Origin of the sequence: Pseudorhizobium marinum (assembly GCF_000705355.1) — a bacterium.
Lineage (GTDB): Bacteria > Pseudomonadota > Alphaproteobacteria > Rhizobiales > Rhizobiaceae > Neorhizobium > Neorhizobium pelagicum.
On record NZ_JMQK01000015.1, the window covers coordinates 103,036 to 120,049 of the forward strand.

16 protein-coding genes and 1 pseudogene are annotated in these 17,014 nt (G+C 58.3%); 9 read left to right on the plus strand and 8 right to left on the minus strand.

Annotation, left to right across the window (positions count from 1 at the left end; genetic code table 11):
* Positions 1 to 257 precede the first annotated feature (257 nt).
* A complete protein-coding gene (locus EO99_RS0117630; protein WP_029619925.1) occupies positions 258 to 1,772 on the minus strand; it encodes an FAD-dependent oxidoreductase in 1,515 nt (504 codons plus the stop codon).
* Between the two features lie 87 nt (positions 1,773 to 1,859).
* On the opposite strand from EO99_RS0117630, the gene EO99_RS0117635 reads away from it, so the two are divergent.
* The 5 genes from EO99_RS0117635 (at position 1,860) to EO99_RS0117655 (ending at position 7,742) form a co-directional block, all read left to right on the plus strand.
* Positions 1,860 to 2,306 carry a MarR family winged helix-turn-helix transcriptional regulator gene (locus EO99_RS0117635; protein ID WP_408002881.1) on the plus strand — a complete coding sequence of 149 codons (447 nt, stop codon included), beginning with the start codon at positions 1,860 to 1,862 and terminating at the stop codon, positions 2,304 to 2,306.
* A 394-nt stretch (positions 2,307 to 2,700) separates the two neighbouring features.
* Positions 2,701 to 3,963, plus strand: a complete 1,263-nt coding sequence (locus EO99_RS0117640; RefSeq protein WP_029619927.1) for an MFS transporter — start codon at positions 2,701 to 2,703, stop codon at positions 3,961 to 3,963.
* A 198-nt stretch (positions 3,964 to 4,161) separates the two neighbouring features.
* Positions 4,162 to 5,325, plus strand: coding sequence for a patatin-like phospholipase family protein (locus tag EO99_RS0117645; protein ID WP_029619928.1), 1,164 nt, complete (start codon positions 4,162 to 4,164; stop codon positions 5,323 to 5,325).
* A gap of 134 nt (positions 5,326 to 5,459) precedes the next feature.
* Complete coding sequence (locus tag EO99_RS0117650; protein WP_029619929.1) at positions 5,460 to 6,782, plus strand: MFS transporter; 1,323 nt, start codon at positions 5,460 to 5,462, stop codon at positions 6,780 to 6,782.
* Between the two features lie 87 nt (positions 6,783 to 6,869).
* Positions 6,870 to 7,742, plus strand: a complete 873-nt coding sequence (locus tag EO99_RS0117655) for a DUF3313 domain-containing protein (protein WP_029619930.1) — start codon at positions 6,870 to 6,872, stop codon at positions 7,740 to 7,742.
* Between the two features lie 241 nt (positions 7,743 to 7,983).
* Here the strand turns inward: EO99_RS0117655 and EO99_RS0117660 are convergent, their stop codons facing one another.
* On the minus strand, positions 7,984 to 8,418 hold the full coding sequence (locus tag EO99_RS0117660; RefSeq protein WP_029619931.1) for a winged helix-turn-helix transcriptional regulator: 435 nt from the start codon (positions 8,416 to 8,418) through the stop codon (positions 7,984 to 7,986).
* 116 nt (positions 8,419 to 8,534) lie between these two features.
* On the opposite strand from EO99_RS0117660, the gene EO99_RS0117665 reads away from it, so the two are divergent.
* The gene (locus EO99_RS0117665) at positions 8,535 to 9,446 is read left to right on the plus strand and encodes an NmrA/HSCARG family protein (RefSeq protein WP_029619932.1); all 912 of its coding nucleotides are present in this window, start codon (positions 8,535 to 8,537) and stop codon (positions 9,444 to 9,446) included.
* Between the two features lie 212 nt (positions 9,447 to 9,658).
* Here EO99_RS0117665 and EO99_RS0117670 read toward each other — a convergent pair whose 3' ends face one another.
* Positions 9,659 to 10,558 carry an AraC family transcriptional regulator gene (locus tag EO99_RS0117670; protein ID WP_029619933.1) on the minus strand — a complete coding sequence of 300 codons (900 nt, stop codon included), beginning with the start codon at positions 10,556 to 10,558 and terminating at the stop codon, positions 9,659 to 9,661.
* Between the two features lie 522 nt (positions 10,559 to 11,080).
* Between EO99_RS0117670 and EO99_RS0117675 the strand changes: the two genes are divergently transcribed.
* From EO99_RS0117675 to EO99_RS0117685, 3 genes are all read left to right on the plus strand, one after another.
* A complete protein-coding gene (locus tag EO99_RS0117675) occupies positions 11,081 to 12,088 on the plus strand; it encodes a zinc-dependent alcohol dehydrogenase family protein (protein WP_029619934.1) in 1,008 nt (335 codons plus the stop codon).
* Between the two features lie 96 nt (positions 12,089 to 12,184).
* Positions 12,185 to 12,823: a GntR family transcriptional regulator gene (locus EO99_RS0117680; RefSeq protein WP_051679938.1), complete on the plus strand. Its 639-nt coding sequence runs from the start codon at positions 12,185 to 12,187 to the stop codon at positions 12,821 to 12,823.
* A 2-nt stretch (positions 12,824 to 12,825) separates the two neighbouring features.
* The gene (locus EO99_RS0117685; RefSeq protein WP_029619936.1) at positions 12,826 to 13,995 is read left to right on the plus strand and encodes an amidohydrolase; all 1,170 of its coding nucleotides are present in this window, start codon (positions 12,826 to 12,828) and stop codon (positions 13,993 to 13,995) included.
* A 198-nt stretch (positions 13,996 to 14,193) separates the two neighbouring features.
* Here the strand turns inward: EO99_RS0117685 and EO99_RS25895 are convergent.
* The 5 genes and pseudogenes from EO99_RS25895 to EO99_RS0117715 all read right to left on the minus strand — a co-directional run.
* Positions 14,194 to 14,728, minus strand: a pseudogene (locus tag EO99_RS25895) (helix-turn-helix domain-containing protein); the annotation flags it as partial.
* 400 nt (positions 14,729 to 15,128) lie between these two features.
* Positions 15,129 to 15,449, minus strand: a complete 321-nt coding sequence (locus tag EO99_RS0117695; RefSeq protein ID WP_051679939.1) for a hypothetical protein — start codon at positions 15,447 to 15,449, stop codon at positions 15,129 to 15,131.
* Positions 15,446 to 15,643 carry a hypothetical protein gene (locus EO99_RS0117700; RefSeq protein ID WP_029619938.1) on the minus strand — a complete coding sequence of 66 codons (198 nt, stop codon included), beginning with the start codon at positions 15,641 to 15,643 and terminating at the stop codon, positions 15,446 to 15,448. The genes EO99_RS0117695 and EO99_RS0117700 overlap by 4 nt, the downstream gene beginning before the upstream one ends.
* A gap of 82 nt (positions 15,644 to 15,725) precedes the next feature.
* Positions 15,726 to 15,905, minus strand: a complete 180-nt coding sequence (locus EO99_RS0117710) for a hypothetical protein (protein WP_029619939.1) — start codon at positions 15,903 to 15,905, stop codon at positions 15,726 to 15,728.
* Between the two features lie 463 nt (positions 15,906 to 16,368).
* The coding region (locus tag EO99_RS0117715) for an NADP-dependent isocitrate dehydrogenase (RefSeq protein ID WP_029619940.1) at positions 16,369 to 17,014 on the minus strand (646 nt) is incomplete at its 5' end.

Here is a 17,014-nt window from a genome sequence, read left to right on the forward strand (position 1 = left end):
GCAATCATGATACTGAAGCATTGCGGAGGGATTCCATGCCACGGCAGTGCCAAGGGAATTCTACGAGAACGGACCAGACGGTTGCGAACTCGGCGCGGCGATCGAGTGCGTGAAGGGCTTGAACGGAGCAAGGGTGGAGGTCTGCCCTTACTCCGTTCACAGGCCGGCAGGCGAGGCCGGTTGCTTTCCGCCAACGATATCCTGCCGGAACCGTCCGCCTTCGTAGGATCGGAATCTGCCATTGTCTTCCGATTAGCTCAGTGGCGTAGTCCGTCGGCGTCCGTCAGTCCCACCTCCGAGAAGAACATCTGCAGTATGGAGGTCTCATCCGGGGTTACCATCGCGGCTACATAACCGTCAGGTCGAACCAGCACCCATTCGCCGGGTGTTAGTCCATAGGCATTGCGGAAATGGCCAGCCATGTCCTGCAATTCGCACCCCGGCCCGACCCGGTGAATGTGCAGGCCCTTCCGTCCACTGGTGATATTGCGCTCAGCCTCGAAACCGACGAGCGTCCAGTGCGAGCCGGTGAACAAGTCGAAGAGGCGCCGGAAACTTCCGGCCGCACCGCGAAGCGGAGCGTCGGGCGCGCGATCTCCGGCGAGCAAGGGGCCCCAGCGTCCAGGTCGATTGAGCGTGAGCGGGGACTCCGTATATCCGATGTCGAGCTGGCGCAACTCACGACCGCGCCGCATCTCCCCGCGCTTTGCGGCGTCGAGAAGGCCAGCTGCAAGCCCGAGCATCGCTTCCGCTACCGGCCGCCGCTCGCTTTCATAGCTGTCGAGCAGATGATCCGGGGCGCCCCCGAGGACCGCCGCCAGCTTCCAACCCAGATTATAAGCATCCTGAACGCTGGTGTTGAGGCCCTGGCCGCCGGTCGGCGGATGAATATGGGCAGCGTCACCGACGAGGAGTACGCGACCAATCCGGTAGCGATCGGCAAGCCGGGCATTCATGGAATATGCGGAAGCCCAGGTCACCGATTGGACCTTCACGTCATGGCGCGCGCACCTTTCGCGGATCATTCCCATGATCCCCTCATCGGAGAGGTCAACTTCGCCTTCTAAGGGAATGACTGCCTGGATCTGGAAAAGGTCGGTCCCTGCAAGCGGGCAGATCGAGAGCATGCGCTCCATGTTGCCGTTGTTGAACTGGTGCCAGACCTCGCGGTCGAGTCCGGTCAGCGCGGCGTCCGCCACCATTGCCCGCACGCCCAGTGTTTTGCCTGGAAAATTGACTCCAAGGGCACCCCGAACGAAGCTGCGGCCGCCGTCAGCTCCAATGAGGTAGCGACTCTGCACGAACTCCTCGCCGGCGGGGCCGATCAGACGCGAGGTGACACTCTGCTCATCCTGCTCAAACCCGACAAGTTCGTACCCGAACTCGACCCGATGGCCGAGCTCCGCGAGCCGCTCGCGCATTAGCTCCTCCGTCAGAAACTGCGGGATCATCAGCGCGATATGATAAGGCTCCGCAGGCGTTGGATCGTCACGTTCGGCGATGTCCTTTTCGGTATGAGTACCATCGCTCTGATACTCCCGCATCCGGGGATATGTGCCGCCTGCTGCGACGACCCGGTCGATGATGCCCAAATCCTCAAACACTTCCTGGGTCCGCGGCTGCATGCCCTTCCCGCGCGAGCCAGGGAAGGGGCTATCCATCTTCTCGATGAGGCGGAACGGCACGCCACGCCGTGCAAGGTCGATAGCTAGTGTCAGGCCGGCTGCGCCAGCACCACAGATCAGAACTGCGAGGTTGTTCTCGTCTTCCATTGTCGCCTCCAAGTGTGTATGATGCACATATCATCAGGAGGTGTCGGCGTGTCAACCAAAAAAGTGCAAAATACACATATCAAGCAAATGCTGCCCCAGCTGCACCGCTCGCTTGTCGACATCGGCAGCCTTATGAACCGTCCTGAACGTGACGCGCAGTTGCTGGAAATGGCCGGACTGGCACTCGAACGAGCGCTTTTTCCTCTTCTCGTGACTATCGAGCGGCGGGGGCCGATCGGCGTTGTAGAACTGGCTGAGGGTGTCGGACGTGACTACACGACCGTCAGCCGTCAGGTTGCGCGTCTTGAAGCGCTTGAACTCGTCGAGCGCCGTTCCAGCCCGGCCGACAAGCGGGTGCGTGAGGCGGTCATCACACCGAGGGGAAAGGAAGCAACAGATGCCCTCGATGTGGCGCGGGAAAAGATGGCGTTCTCCCTATTCCGGGATTGGTCCCGCGAAGACTTCGACGAGTTGGTCCGGCTGATGCGGATGTTCGCCGATGGCATGAGCGGGCAGCCTGGCCCTCAAAGATAGGTGGCTGAAGTACAACTATTGGAGGACTATTGCCGTCGAGCGCAGGTCGCCAGTGAATGAACCACAGGTGCGTTGGCGGAACGTAAAACGGTTGACCAACGGATGCCGCCCTCACTCCAGGCAATATTGCGGTTGGCGAACACGGCTGTCCTAAATGCGATCCGGAAGTGATCGGACAGGCACGGCCTCCAAGCGCCCCTCACCAGAACCGTTTAGATTCGGACAATGAGCCAGAACAACCTCAAGATAAACGTGTATTATACACTTTTATCTTGACTGGCCCCGTATATCTTATTTATGTGCATATTACACATTCACCCGGTGACGGCAAATCGCTGCGCAGCGAGTTTGGGCATCCGCGACACAAGTGCGGTCAACAGCAGGGAGTCGCGAGATGGACGTCGGCGCAACCACAGCAGAGAACGATGAAGTAGCGCCAAAACCTGGGTGGCGCGTAATGCTGCCGGTCTTTCTCAGCGTCAGCCTCTATGCGGCAAGTACGGCCGCCGTCTTGCCAATTTTGCCATTCTACCTCAAGGAAATGGGCGGAACGCCGCTTATCTTCGGTCTTGTGATCGCCATAGAAGCGCTTACCCAATTTTTGGCAGGGCCACTCGTCGGTCAGCTTTCAGATCGCATGGGACGTAAGAAAATCCTGCTGGCAACTCAGGCCGCGGCTTTTACCAGCTTCCTTTTGCTCGCTCTTGCAGAGGCGGTAGTTCCCGTTGTGTTGGCGCGCATCTTGTTCGGCTTTACGGGAGGGACATTCACCGCTGCCGCCGCGTACGCCGCAGACCATAGTTCCCCGGCCAACCGCCGGCAGGCCATAGGTATTCTGAATGCCGCCGTCGGGCTTGGAGGTATCGTCGGAGCGGGGCTGACGGGTTATCTGTCCGGCATCTCGCTGGTCGTTCCGATTTTCGCCGCCATGGCCTTCTCCGCCACTAGCTTCGTCGTGACAGCTGGATGGATCAAGGGCAGCCACGCAGTATCCTTGGACGTCGATGTGTCTGCCCAAAGCCGGGCTCCCTCCGATAAGGTTTCGTTCAGGTCGATCGTCAGTTCTCCCGTGATCCGGATGCTTGTTGTCGTGCTGCTCTGCTACTTCTTTGCCTATGGTATGTATGGCTCCCAGATTGCCAATTATCTCCAAGCGACCTTTATCAGTGAAGGCAATTCTTTTGGGCCGCGCGAATTCGGCTACCTAATGGCCGCCGACGGTGCAATTAACATCATTGTCCAGTTGTTTCTGCTGCAACGGCTCGGGCGATATTTTACAGAGCGCCTGCTGATCGTTCTCATCTGCGCCATTGTTGCCGTCGGCTATATCACTGTCGGCTTTGCGATGACGCTTCCGGTTCTTGTCTTTGCCATCCTTTGCATAAGTGTTGGTGACGCCTTGGCGCGCCCCACCTTTATCTCGGCGCTCTCCGTCCATGCTCCGCGCCGACGTCAAGGGATCGTGCTGGGAACTGCCCAATCGCTGCTTGCAGCTACGGAGGCCGTCTCTCCTTTAATCGCCGGCTTTCTCATTGGCCAGGCACTCTATGGTGTCTGGACCGGAACAATCGTCGCTTTCGTTGCCATTGCCGCCTTGATTGCCTGGACACGACTGCCGCTCACTGACCCGGAGGCAGAGGGGCAGGCGCACGAATGAGCATTTAGTGGCGGGTCAACGGCAGCACTCCTCATGGACTCGGTTCGAGAGAAAATACTCATGACAAGCCAGAACATCTCGGAAAATGAAATCGATATGAAGTTTGCGGGAGATCCGATTATGAGTTCCGCTGCGCATAATGCGGTCTTTCGGATCTACTTGAGGGCGTTGGCTGTTCGCTTCGTGATCAGGCCGTCGATGCAGACATTAATGATTCTTCTGTCCGCCACTTTGGTTCTTTCCGGCTGCACACACACGCCAGAGCGCGCTTTCAACGCCCGTGAGGCCGACGATGCTTCGATCGCAGGATATGGTGAAATCCGCGCCTATCGCTATTCCCCACGCAACGAAGGTCTTGCAAGGCATCGCGACTGGATGGTTAAGACCCAGTCCGATAGCAAAAATATCCTGATGATCTCGGGTGGTGGCGGCAGCGGCGCGTTCGGTGTCGGCGTACTTGCGGGGTGGACTGCCACGAACACGCGTCCGCATTTTGATATCGTAACCGGCGTCAGCACAGGCGCCTTGATTGCGCCATTCGCCTTCCTGGGTCCTGGTTACGACAAGACACTGGTGCATCTGTTTACCAGCGGCGTCGCCCAGGATCTTGTTGCGATCAACGGCCCTTTCGGGGTGTTTGGCTCTAGTCTGCTCAAACCCGGGCCGCTCAAAAGGCATGTCGAACGCTCCATCACGTTAAATGTCCTCAACCAGATTGCCGCCGAACATCGCAACGGTCGACGGCTGCTTGTTCTCACGACAAATCTGGATACCCAGCGCGGCATCATCTGGAACATGGGCGCCATCGCTGCGAGCGGGAACCCCGATGCCCTGAAGCTGTTTCGAGATGTTATCGTCGCTTCGGCAAGTGTCCCGGGTGTCTTTCCTCCTGTCATGATTCAGGCGACGTCGAACGGACGGAAGTTTCAGGAATTGCACTCCGACGGAGGATCAACTTCTCAAATCCTGACGCCACCTCTTCTCGTTGAAAAGGCGCTTCTTTCTGGGAGGCCCGTTCAGTCAAAGGTCAATCTGTACGTGATCGTCAACAACGCGCTCATCCCGGAGTTCGATGTCACGCCGAACAGGACCGTGTCCTCCCTGGGACGAGCATATTCGACATTCCTGAAGTCTCAGGCGCAGAGCGATCTGACTGCGCTTTACAACCACGCGCGCCGCACGGGAGCAAACTTTCGTGTGGCATCGATCGAGGTCCAAATTCCCTATTCGATGCTAAATCCGCTCGACAGGAATTACATGAATGCCGTGTACAGACTTGGCTACGAGCAAACGACGTCCGGGGCATTGTGGAAAGATGCGCCTATCTTTCCATTGAAACTAGCAGAGCCCGTTGCGCAGTGATTTCTTTAGAGGCGCCGTTGGTCCGCCCGAACAGCGGGATGAATTTCCGAATAGGGTGCGTTATACACATTTCTAGTTGACATGAGGGGATCTTCGCTAAATATGTGTATAATACACATGAAGGAAGACCTGAGATGTCCGGTGAAGTTCGAAAGTTGCGGTCGGAGGAAGCGAATAAAAACGCGCTCCTACCGATCTTCGCGATTGTCATCATCGACACCGCCGGCGCAGGTCTCATCCTGCCTCTTCTACCGTTTTACGCACGCGATTTCGGTGCCACGCCGCTGACGATAGGCTTTCTGTTCGCGAGCTTTGCCATTTGCGAATGTTTTGCTGGGCCGATCCTGGGGAATGCCTCCGACAGGGTGGGGCGCAAGCGGTTGCTTTTGGTCAGTCAGACGGGCACCTGCGCAAGTTTCCTTCTGCTCGCCGTGGCGCCCAACCTCGTCGTTGTTTTCGTGGCCCGCATCCTCGGTGGCCTGTCCGCAGCTAACGTTGCCATAGCGATCGCTTACGTCGCAGATAGAAGCGAAGCCAGGACTCGTAGGCAGGCGGTCGGGTTCGTGAGCGCGGCAATGGGTTTGGGCACCATGGTCGGGCCAGCCCTTGGTGGTGCACTGGCCCCAATTGGCCTGGCCATGCCATTCCTGGTTGCTGCGGTATTCTCCCTCACCAGCATCATAGCGACCTCGGCGCTCCTTCTGAAGGATGATCGGGTGTGGCTTGCAACACGGTCCTGCAGCCGTGTCTTCAGGAAGAGGCAACGGCCGAGCGATCGCTCAAACGGTGATGAACGAGCCGTGGACGACAGCGCAACCGCATCTCTTTCATTGAAGAGATTTCTTCGTGAGATGGCCGATCTCATCGCCCTACCGAGCGTCAAGGCGGTTTTGACGGTACTTGCCATATTGTACCTGGCGTTCAGTCTGTTCGCTTCACAGCTCGCGCTCGTGGTTCATGCGCGATACCAGTGGGGTGGCGAGCCATTTGGTCCCACCGAGATAGGTCTCCTGTTCACTGCGGCTGGTGCGACAAACATATTGATTCAGGTTGTGATAGTGCGCGCCATCAAGACGACGTTCCAAGAGCGAACGCTTGCCGCAGCTTCGTTCGCGTTGCTCGCAGCCGGTTTCGCCCTCATCGGTTTCGGAGATACGATCCCTGGCCTGGCGGTTGGCGTCCTTATGGTCGCTTCGGGCCTGGCTTTGGCGAGGCCGACCCTCGTCGCCGCATTGACTCTCATCGTGCCCGCCGGCTCCCAAGGTGTCGCGATGGGGATGGCTCAATCGCTTGCTTCTCTCATCAACATCATCGGGCCGATCGCCGGCGGACTTTTGATTCAGCAGCAAAACTTTATCGGATGGGCAGCAATTCTAAGCGTGCTCGCGTTGACGGGTTTCGCTGCGGTCGCGCTGCTCTCCATTTTTCCTAAAATATCCGACGCAGACGAAAGATAAGGTGCACGAGCGGCTCAAAGTGGTCGCGCTGATCCGTGCGCTTTGCAGACGAGCCGCATCGGCTTCCCCCACCCACAGGAGAACAGGATGTCATATTCCCGCTTTGGCGTGGCAGCTATCCGCCCATGGTATCGACCGACTGCATCTGCTCTCCTGTCGTTGTCGCTTCTCACAATTCTTGGAGGATGTGCCGCTGTGCCGCTTGAAATTGCGAATTCCTTGAAATCCTACGATGGTTTGACATCAAACCATGGACGATCCACCAAGGCAGATTTCAAGGTCTCTTCGGACGATCTCGGCGCCATTGCAACAATCTACATCGAACCAACGATGGTTTCAGGCGCAGCAGCACAGTCCATCGAGAAATCTTCCGATCGAGCTCTGGTGGCGAATGTGATCAGCCGTGCCATCTGCGTCGGTGTCAGCGATCGTTTCGAGGTTGTAAGCCGGAAGGAGGATGCCGATCTCATTGTTCACGCAACGATTACCCAAATCGTGCCGACCAACGCCACAATGGCCGGTCTGTCTACAGCGACGTCGCTCGGAGCCAGTGTTTTCTCCCCTGTACCCGTTCCAAGGTTGCCCCTTGGTCTTGGAGGCCTTTCCGTGGAGGCCGAAGCCACGACGAGAGAAGGCAAGCAGGTCGGAGCGATGGTGTGGGCTAAAGGAGCGAACTTCGTAACCACCGGTGGGCGAGTGTCGCAGATAGGTGACGCTTATTCACTTGCGGCGAGCTTCGGAGGTGATTTTTCCAAGATGCTCGTCAGCGGAAAGACACCGTTCAAGGGGATGCCCAAAATACCGTCCGGGCAGAGGATTAAGTCAGGTCTTGGCGGGAAAGCGAGGTTTCCGGCCTGTGAGAATTTCGGGCGGTCGCCCGGTCTGATAGGCCTCGCAGCCTCACAGGTCGGGATGCCTCCATCCTGGACTGATAAACAGCGTCTGGCAGCGGACCAATAGAAAGTAACGATGAGCATCGCACGGCGCTCCGGCTTGAGATCATGTCTGAAGGTTGCGTGGCGGGTTCCGAGGCAACGAGCAGGGACGAGGCCGGGAGGAAGTTAAGGTGAAGCGCGACAGGATCGCCCAAAGCGGTCCCAGCGATGCTCGTCGGCGACAGCGTCCTGAATGACACGCAAGCCACTGCGAAGTCTGATGCACCGAGAGCCGATGGCTGAAGCAGTTGTAGTTCACGCCATCGTCACTTCCAAGGCAGAGGTGCGCTCGTTCCGCTTCGCTCACGATGGTCGAATTCATCCCGCGACGCTTCTATGTCCTGCCAAGTATCCCTGATCCAGTTCGTGAACGCGGCCAAGGGCTGAAGCATGGATTTGCCTCGCGTCGTCAGCTCGTATTCTACCCGCGGCGGCACTTCGGGATAGTAGTGGCGTGACACGAGACCGTCGCGTTCGAGGCTACGAAGAGTGAGGGTCAGCATCCTTTGCGAAATGTCTGGAATGCCGCGTCGGATCGCGCCGAAACGCTTGGGCGCATGAGGCGTCAGGGCGAGCATGGACACTACCAAAATAGTCCATTTGTCGCCGAGACGGGCCAGCACGCTGCCAGGTGCGCATGGCGTCAGGACCGGTCCATGCGGGGTTTCAATAACCGGACGACCATTGATTTCATGCTGCACGATGTACTCCTTCAATGGTTATCATGATGTAACCGACGATCAAGAATGTGCCGTCTTGCGAAGACTTGCAATTGGTTCCAGTTGGTAACCGCCAATAATTACGAAAGGTAACCGATATGGATCAGAGTGAACAATTCCTCGTGTTCGGCGCGACCGGACAACAAGGAGGGGCTGTTGCGCGCGCACTGAAAGCGAAGGGGAGAAAGGTACGAGCTTTTGTTCGCGATCCGGAAAGCGGCAAGGCAAAGGCTTTGGCTGCTGAAGGTATCTCGTTGGCGATTGGCGACCTATTTGATCCCGCTTCGATCGACAGAGCGATGGCCGGCATCGCCGGCGTTTTCAGTGTACAGACCAGTTCACCGGCAGGTGAAATCACGGACGAACAGGAAGTCTGGCAAGGCAAAGCGATAGCGGACAGTGCGCTTCAGCAGGGCGTTCGACATCTCGTCTATTCTTCCGGTGGGGCTGCGGGGAAGGGGCCGACGGGAATGGGACATTTCGATAGCAAGTCTCAGATCGAAGCCTATGTGCGAAGCCTTTCGATTATGAGTACGATCACCCGTCCCGCAAGCTTCATGGAAATGATGCTTCTGCCCGGTATGGGCCTGCCGCTGGGCGAATTTACTTTCTTCATGCGGCCAGAGCAGTCCATGCAGATGATCACAGTATATGACCTTGGCCGGATCAACGCCGAAATCCTAGTCGCCCCGGATCAATACGCGGGGAAGACCATCGAGTTGGCCAGTGCGTCTGTGACGGGCAAGGACCTGCAGCGGGCATTTACCGCAGCTGCTGGCCGAGCGATCGCCTATAGGCGTTTTTCCGACGATCTTCTCGTCCAAAACCCATTCCTCAGTCGTCTGACAGAACTTCTAGATACTGGTTTGCTGGCAGGAGCGGCTGATATCCCGGCACTCAAGCGGGAATTTGGCCATTTGACGTCACTCGAAGAGTGGTTGGGCGGGCACGGCAAGCTGCTTTTCGAAGCGGCCCTTGTTGACAATAAGGCTGAGGTGGCGCTCCGTTAGGTGGATGAACGACACACTGCGGTCGCGGGCGCATCAATCCGTGCCCGCGACCATCAAGGAAGGGTAGCGGCCGCAAGCCGCGCCGAGATTCTAAGGTGGGGCCGGCAGGTTGGACGACGATTCGCATGATGGGAGGTGTTCTGCTCGCAGCAAGTGGCATGTGCTCAACCTATCTGCAAGTCAGGAGCTTCCTCATCACACAACTCCCGCCGTCAAATCATGGGAACCGGCGGTTCCACGCGCTCCTCCCGCATCCTCAACGCATCTTGTTTGGGTGAGCAGTTGAACCTTCGCGCGTATTCACGACTAAATTGGGAGACACTTTCGTAACCAACCGCTTGCGCCGCTCGCGTCACATCATTCCCCTTAAAAAGCAACTGTCGCGCTGCCTGCAGGCGCAAGGCTTTTTGATATTGAAGAGGGCTGGTGGCGGTGGCGGCTTTGAAGTGCCGATTGAAGGACGGGACGCTCATAGCGGCCATCTCGGCAAGCGCCCCAATGGGGACGGATTGATCAAAGTGGCCCCGCATCCAGGTAACGGCTTTTCGTATCTGCGCCAAACCGCCTTCCTCCCAGACAAACTGCCGCAGGACGCCGCCGTGCCCACTCTGCAACAAGCGGTACAGTAGTTCTCGCTCCCGCGGTCTTGCCAGTGCGGCGATATCATCGGGGGCATCCACGAGCGCCAGATGCTGGCTCCAGGCCTGAAGAAGCTCTGGCGTTCCGTCCGCCATGCTGAAGCTCGACGGTTCGGAGTGCGGCGACGACGGAGGCAAATCAGCGAGCAGTTCGCCGAGCAAGACGGCATCGACAGTAAGACCGACCGCCACATACGGCTCTCGGCTCGCTGTCTCGAATAGACACCGCGTGGCGGGTAGTTCGACGAGCGAGGCGAAAGATCGCCCGGCATCTTGCTGCAGTGCTTGGTTGCCGATTACCAGTTGCTTGGTTCCCTGAAGCACCAAACAGATGCCTGGTCCGCACATTGTGTTCTCTGGGTCGCCGACCCCGCGTGATATTGCGACGCTTACGCGCGGAATAGGCGTCGCCATCTGCGACCCCGCGAAATGACTCAGTACGCGATCGCGCATTCTTTCGAGCAAGTTTTGCATGAACAGCACCTAATCTAAAGCGTGCACGGGAACAAGGCGATGATCCGATTGAGCAAAAATTGGATCGGATCCAGCGTTGTCTAAGAGCAGGGAAGCGTCGACATTGTGGAGCGGAGAGGCTGAGCCGCCAAGGCCAAGACGTGCTGCCACCGGCGAGCCAACCGGGCCTAATCCACACACCATGGAGTAGAGATGATGACGCGCAACGTTTTCCAAAATGTCACCGATGACCAACGAGCGGTAAGCGAGGGTCGCGGAGACCGCCGACGCGGTATTGTGTCTACCGAACGGCGCGCGAACATGCTGGAGCACCCAGATGTGGAGAACGCCCTTACGACCTCACACAGTGAGTTGCGGTATCTCTTCAGCATCGAGCCCGCTGTTATCGGAGGCGGCCCCGCCCCAGGTGCTCGTCCCCCAGGCGCACCTGCTTCGTTAGCTTAGCTGAAAAACCACTCCGCGTGCAGTCTACGTCACCCCTTCGTTTCAAGCCCCAACCAACCAATCTCAAGGAAAAACAAAATGAGAGCCATGATTCTTGACGCGCCCGGCGGCCTCGATCGAATTCGCCTTGCGGACATCGAAGATGCGCGCGCACCGGCCGCCAACGAGTTGCGCGTCCGCATGAAGGCCAGTTGCGTAAACTATCACGATTACGGAGTCGCCAGCGGCAGGGCGCCAACGGAAGACGGTCGCATCTTGCTTGCAGACGGCGCGGGCATCGTTGAAGCAGTTGGGAGCGGAGTAACGGAGTTCTTCCCCGGTGACGCTGTGCTGACCTGCATCTTTCCGCAATGGCGTTCGGGGCCGCCGCAGGTTTCCGACTTTTCGCAGACGCCAGGAGATGGCGTGCACGGGGTCGCGTGCGAAACGTTCACTGCGTCGGCGGGCCTGTTTACCAGGGTGCCGCGCGGCTACAGCATGACGGAGGCAGCGACCGTGACGACCGCCGGCGTCACTGCATGGCGGGCATTATTGGTGAACGGCCCACTCAAGGCGGGTGAAACGGTGTTGGTGCAAGGTTCGGGCGGAGTATCACTCTACGCGCTACAGATTGCTAACGCGCTTGGCGCTAAAGTCATTGCGACATCCTCCTCCCCGGACAAGCTTGCTCGGCTCCGTGCGCTCGGCGCGGATCACGTCATCAACTATCGTGAAAATCCGGAATGGGGTCGACTTGCATATGAGTGGACCGGCGGCAAGGGCGTCGATCACATAATTGACGTTGGCGGGCCGGCTACCCTGGCGCAGTCGATTGAAGCCGTGAAGATCGGCGGCCATATCGCGATGATCGGCCTCCTCGGAGGCATGGAGGCCACGATTCCGATGATCCCGATGTTCGCCAAACAGATCCGGCTCCAGGGCTGTCTCAACGGCAGCTGGCAGGACCAGGCCGACCTGGTTGGATTTCTGGCCACTCACGGTATCAAGCCGGTTCTAGATCGTAGTTTCAGGCTTGAGGAGCTGGCTGATGCGTTCCGGTACGAGGAGTCCGGATTGCACTTCGGTAAGATTGTCATCGAGATCTGAGGCAAAATAGGCCTGCGGGCGAGGATGCGTCGTCGCCCGCATTTTCATGTCCGTTCCGAATTGACATGCGTGGTAGATCCGCTACTGGATACAATCATGATATCGGATACCAACAAGACCCAAGCAGAGACGATCGTCGCAAAGATCAGGACGTTGATCTTGAACGGTATTCTCCGGCCCGGCCAGCCGCTGCGACAGGAAGCACTTTCCGAGCAGCTGAGCGTAAGCCGCACACCGCTGCGGCATGCCCTGCAAGCGCTTAGCGAAGAGGGGCTGGTCGAAACCATCGGCTATAAGGGGGCGCGGGTCGCAGAGTTGGACCGGGGAATGGTCGATGACCTGTTCGAGATGCGGCTTGTGTTGGAACCGCTGGCACTCCGGTCCAGCCTTCCGAAGATCACGAAGCTTGATCTTGCCAGAGCCGAGATGGCACTCGACGCCGCGGACGCAGAAGAGGAGCCTTCGAGGCTTTCGGCACTAAACTGGGATTTTCACCACGCTCTCTATGGTCCTTCGAACCGGCAGACGCTGTTGCGGACCATCGAGCAACTCAACAAGGCATCGGCTCTCGCCGAGGTGATTGCGAGCTCCATCGTCGCCCGCCCCAAAAAGTCGGCTGCCGAGCACCGAAAGTTACTTCAGGTCTGTCGGGATGGCGACGCGACCGGCGCCATTGCAGCGCTGCGCGAGCATCTGCAGCTTGCTCACGACGATATACGAACAGGGAAAGAGTGAAGATGCCGGTCAAAAACAGGATCGCAGAATTCCACGACGAAATGACCCGGTGGCGGCGACATCTTCACGCCAACCCCGAGCTTTCCTACCAAGAATATGAAACTGCCAGCTTCGTAGCAGAACATCTACGCTCCTACGGAATCGAAGTGACCGCGGGCGTGGGTGGCACAGGTGTTGTCGGCGTGCTTCATGGTAGCCGTGAAAGTGAGCGTTCCATCGGACTCAGGGCCGACATGGATGCGCTCGCGATCGAGGAGCGCAATGACTTCGCGCATCGCTCGACGAACAGGGGCGTCATGCACGCCTGCGGTCATGACGGCCACACGACGATGCTTCTCGGCGCCGCCCGCTATTTGGCCGGGACCCGGGATTTCTCAGGCCGTGTCGTGTTCATCTTCCAGCCGGCCGAGGAGATGGGCGGGAAAGATGGCGGTGCCGCGCGCATGATCCGTGAAGGGCTTTTCGAAAACTTTCGCTGCGACGAGATTTACGGATTACACAACTGGCCGGGAATGGAGGTGGGCACCCTTGCCGTCAAGGCGGGGCCGATGATGGCATCCGGCGATGCGTTCGAGATCGAGGTGTCGTCCACGGGAATGCATGCGGCACAGCCGCACAAAGGAGCCGATGTTGTCCTGACGGCTGGACACATCCTCGTCGCGCTTCAGCAGATTACGGCACGAAACATCGACCCCCTCGACGCGGTCGTCGTCAGCGCCACGCAAGTTCACGGCGGCGATGCCTACAATGTTTTACCGAACATGATGACAATCCGGGGCACCGTAAGAGCGTTCTCTCCCTTAGCGCGCACGGCAGCGGAAACGGCGGTTCGGCGTGTCGTCGAAGGCATCTGCATGTCGACTGGCGCTGAATGCAAGATCACATACGTGCAGCAATATCCAACCCTGATCAATTCGACGAGTGCCACCCTGTCCGCGGAAGCGGCCGGATTGGCGGTGTTCAACGGGGTTGAGACGAATCCACCGCGGACGATGATTGTCGAAGACTTCGCCTTCATGCTCGAGGACCGACCCGGCTGCTATGGGTGGATCGGCAACGGCTCTGATATGAACGGTCGCATCCTTCACAGCGCCTGGTTCGATTTCAATGACGAGGCGCTTCCGTTTGGGGCCTCTTACTTTGCCTCACTTGTTGAGGCGAGGAGGCAATAGGTTTTATGATCTGAACCGGAAAACTCTACCGTGTGCTGGTCCATCGTTTGGAGGGTAAGAACGACAGGGCTCTTGTCGCCGCTGGATGAAAATTCAGTGGTGATTAGCTCGATATGGACGTCGTGACTTCATGAGGCTTCTCCGATTGAGGCTCGCAGTGGGTCAGTTTTCCGCGCCCCGTGGTCCCGCCCCAGGCTTTCAATCCACACTTAGGTGCTGGAAATTTGGATATGCGGTGTCTCGGGCGTCTTCAGTGCTTAATAAGCGATCGGCAATGTAACGCGATGGTGTGGTGCCGAGCACCTTCTTGAACATGACGATGAAGGCCGTCGTGGATTCATATCCTAACTCGCCTGCTACCCCTTGGACTGTCGCACCGCCGGCAAGTTCCCGCAGCGCGATGACCAGATGTAGCTGACGCCGCCAACGGCCGAAGCTCAATCCTGCCTCTTGGACCATGAGCCTTGTCACGATCGCTCACTGACGGCGACATGCTCAGCCCATTGGCGGAGGGTTCGACGGTCGCTTGGGTCCGCCAGAAGCGCCGCGGCGATTGCGGCGATCTTTGGATTGTCTGATACGGGTAGCTCCAGCCTCTCCCGCGGCATCAGCGCAAGCTCATCGAGCATGACCCGCACGAGGCGATCTATGTGAGCGTCTCGTGCATTCCTTTCTGATAGTCCGCCACGCGGTGTATCATCTCCCGAAGCATTGGTGATACCGAAAGCGTAAATGAATCGACAGATCCTGAAGTGGCACCGCGCCAACGAACTCAGCCGTAAGCTTGAAGGAATTCTAGGTGTCGGTCCTTTGGTGGCGACAGCACTGGCTGCCAGCATCCCCGACCCCAGCGTCTTCCCGTCAGGGGAAACGGTAACAAGCGGACTGGAGATCCTGTGCTCGGAACTCCGGACGGCTGCAGAGGTCCCGCTATGACCACTTAGGCTGTCGCTCTTGGCAGAAGCCTGAGGTCAGCAGCCAGCCGATCAACGTGTACCGTCCACGCCGCCAAGAGCATTGCGATCAAAAAAAGCCCCGCACTGGGAAGAGCGGGGCGTGAAGGTAGGGGTTTGCCCGGCTTTCGATCGGACGCCGCTCTTATTGCACGACAGGTGATGGGAGGCGAGGGCGGTTCAGGGCGATCCGGTACTGCCGATCACATTCCCTTTATCCAGGATGATATGCAACTCGCGGATCATTCCCGCGGCTGTCAGCAAAGCGTCCCGAACCCCTTCTGGTGTTTCGGCCGCAGTGCCGATTCGGGCGACCTGCAACTGCAGACCAACTATCTGGTCGGCGTTGCTTTGTGCTGAGGGGATAGCAATCGACTGTCGCATGTTGCGGACCATGACGACCGTACGCAAGAAGAGCCCCTTCCGCTCGACGTCCGATAGGTGCTCAGCCTTATTCGCTGCCCGCACGAGTTCCGAAACCAGATCGTTCACGGCAGTCAATGCGTCGTTCCTTCACGTCTGGCTAGGTAGTGTTTATTCAGGATTTCCACTGCGTCTCTTGCTTCCCCAATAGGCAGCATGGTCAAAGGCTCGTCGTTGAGTGTGGCGACCTCACCGTTGAGGATCTCGTAGACCTCCCACGTTCCCAGGCCATCCTCACGCATGCCGTAGGGGAAGTGAAATCTCGGCTTCATGCCAAGTCCATCCGACCTTGGATGCTATCGCAACGCTTCATCTCGCCCTCGCTGATCCCATTCCGACGCCAGTCTTTCCAAATCATCTGATCCGGCCAATCTCGCGGCACTTCTCCTCAGCAGCTTTGTTCGCTTCGCCGATGCTGAAATATTTCCCTGGAAGTTCGTAGAAGTGGCCGAGGAACACAAACGAAGCTGTGTGATTGAGCTGGTTCAGCGATACCGCCGGCCGCTCTTTCGCCGCTTCAGGTTCAGTCATCATTTTAACTCCGGTGTCTCGTCTGCTGAAACAGCACCACGGGCGGGCGATACTCCCCAAGCCCAGGATCGGCCTCACGTCTCCATGTGACGACGCAGGCGTGGTGGTACGGCCGGGGAGCGTAGAGAACATGATCAGTCTGTTATCGGCATCGGGACACCTCGGCCGATCGACTGCAGGTATCTTGCGATCTGTGGACGAAGATGATCTCGATCCGCGTACTCGCGTTCTATCCGCTCTAGCTCTGGCTTCGCGGCCCGACGGGCCTTTGGCGGGAGGTTGATATCGCCTATGACATAATGGGCGTGCCCGATGCGCAAATATCGCATCCTGCTGCCATTAGCTCGCTGACAAATCCGGGATCTGCTCCTCTCTCCAATCGGTAGAATTCCACCAGGATCTCCGGATGCGGAACAGATGCAGCTACCCTGCATCCATCCCACACCCGCGGTAAGCGAAAAACTAGCTATGCTGTTGCTTCCATCGCCTGACGAAGATGTTCGTCGATCTTGTCGAGAAATCCGGTGGTGGTCAGCCACTGCTGGCCGGGGCCGATCAGCAGGGCAAGGTCCTTCGTCATGTAACCTGCCTCCACCGTGTCGATGCAGACCTTCTCCAGGGTGCTGGCGAAGCGGGCGAGCTCGGAGTTGTCGTCGAGCTTGGCGCGGTGCGCGAGCCCGCGGGTCCAGGCGAAGATGGACGCGATGGAGTTGGTCGAGGTGGCTTCGCCCTTCTGGTGCTGCCGGTAATGACGGGTCACGGTGCCGTGGGCGGCTTCTGCCTCAACGGTGCGACCGTCGGGGGTCATGAGCACCGAGGTCATCAGGCCGAGGGAGCCGAAGCCCTGGGCAACGATATCCGACTGCACGTCGCCGTCGTAGTTCTTGCAGGCCCAGACGTAGCCGCCGGACCACTTGAGGGCGGCTGCCACCATGTCGTCGATCAGGCGGTGCTCATACCAGATCTTGGCATCCCTGAAGCGCTCGGCGAACTCCTCCTCGTAGACCGTCTGGAAGATGTCCTTGAACCGCCCGTCATAGACCTTGAGGATCGTGTTCTTGGTGGAGAGATAGACCGGAACCTTGCGCATCAGGCCGTAGTTCAGCGAAGCG

Bases quoted from the DNA above. Each gene is read 5' to 3' on its own strand.
- EO99_RS0117630 (WP_029619925.1), bottom strand. From the start codon at position 1,772: ATGGAAGACGAGAACAACCTCGCAGTTCTGATCTGTGGTGCTGGCGCA.
- EO99_RS0117635 (WP_408002881.1), top strand. From the start codon at position 1,860: ATGCTGCCCCAGCTGCACCGCTCGCTTGTCGACATCGGCAGCCTTATG.
- EO99_RS0117640 (WP_029619927.1), top strand. From the start codon at position 2,701: ATGGACGTCGGCGCAACCACAGCAGAGAACGATGAAGTAGCGCCAAAA.
- EO99_RS0117645 (WP_029619928.1), top strand. From the start codon at position 4,162: ATGCAGACATTAATGATTCTTCTGTCCGCCACTTTGGTTCTTTCCGGC.
- EO99_RS0117650 (WP_029619929.1), top strand. From the start codon at position 5,460: ATGTCCGGTGAAGTTCGAAAGTTGCGGTCGGAGGAAGCGAATAAAAAC.
- EO99_RS0117655 (WP_029619930.1), top strand. From the start codon at position 6,870: ATGTCATATTCCCGCTTTGGCGTGGCAGCTATCCGCCCATGGTATCGA.
- EO99_RS0117665 (WP_029619932.1), top strand. From the start codon at position 8,535: ATGGATCAGAGTGAACAATTCCTCGTGTTCGGCGCGACCGGACAACAA.
- EO99_RS0117670 (WP_029619933.1), bottom strand. From the start codon at position 10,558: ATGCAAAACTTGCTCGAAAGAATGCGCGATCGCGTACTGAGTCATTTC.
- EO99_RS0117675 (WP_029619934.1), top strand. From the start codon at position 11,081: ATGAGAGCCATGATTCTTGACGCGCCCGGCGGCCTCGATCGAATTCGC.
- EO99_RS0117680 (WP_051679938.1), top strand. From the start codon at position 12,185: ATGATATCGGATACCAACAAGACCCAAGCAGAGACGATCGTCGCAAAG.
- EO99_RS0117685 (WP_029619936.1), top strand. From the start codon at position 12,826: ATGCCGGTCAAAAACAGGATCGCAGAATTCCACGACGAAATGACCCGG.
- EO99_RS0117700 (WP_029619938.1), bottom strand. From the start codon at position 15,643: ATGAAGCCGAGATTTCACTTCCCCTACGGCATGCGTGAGGATGGCCTG.
- EO99_RS0117710 (WP_029619939.1), bottom strand. From the start codon at position 15,905: ATGATGACTGAACCTGAAGCGGCGAAAGAGCGGCCGGCGGTATCGCTG.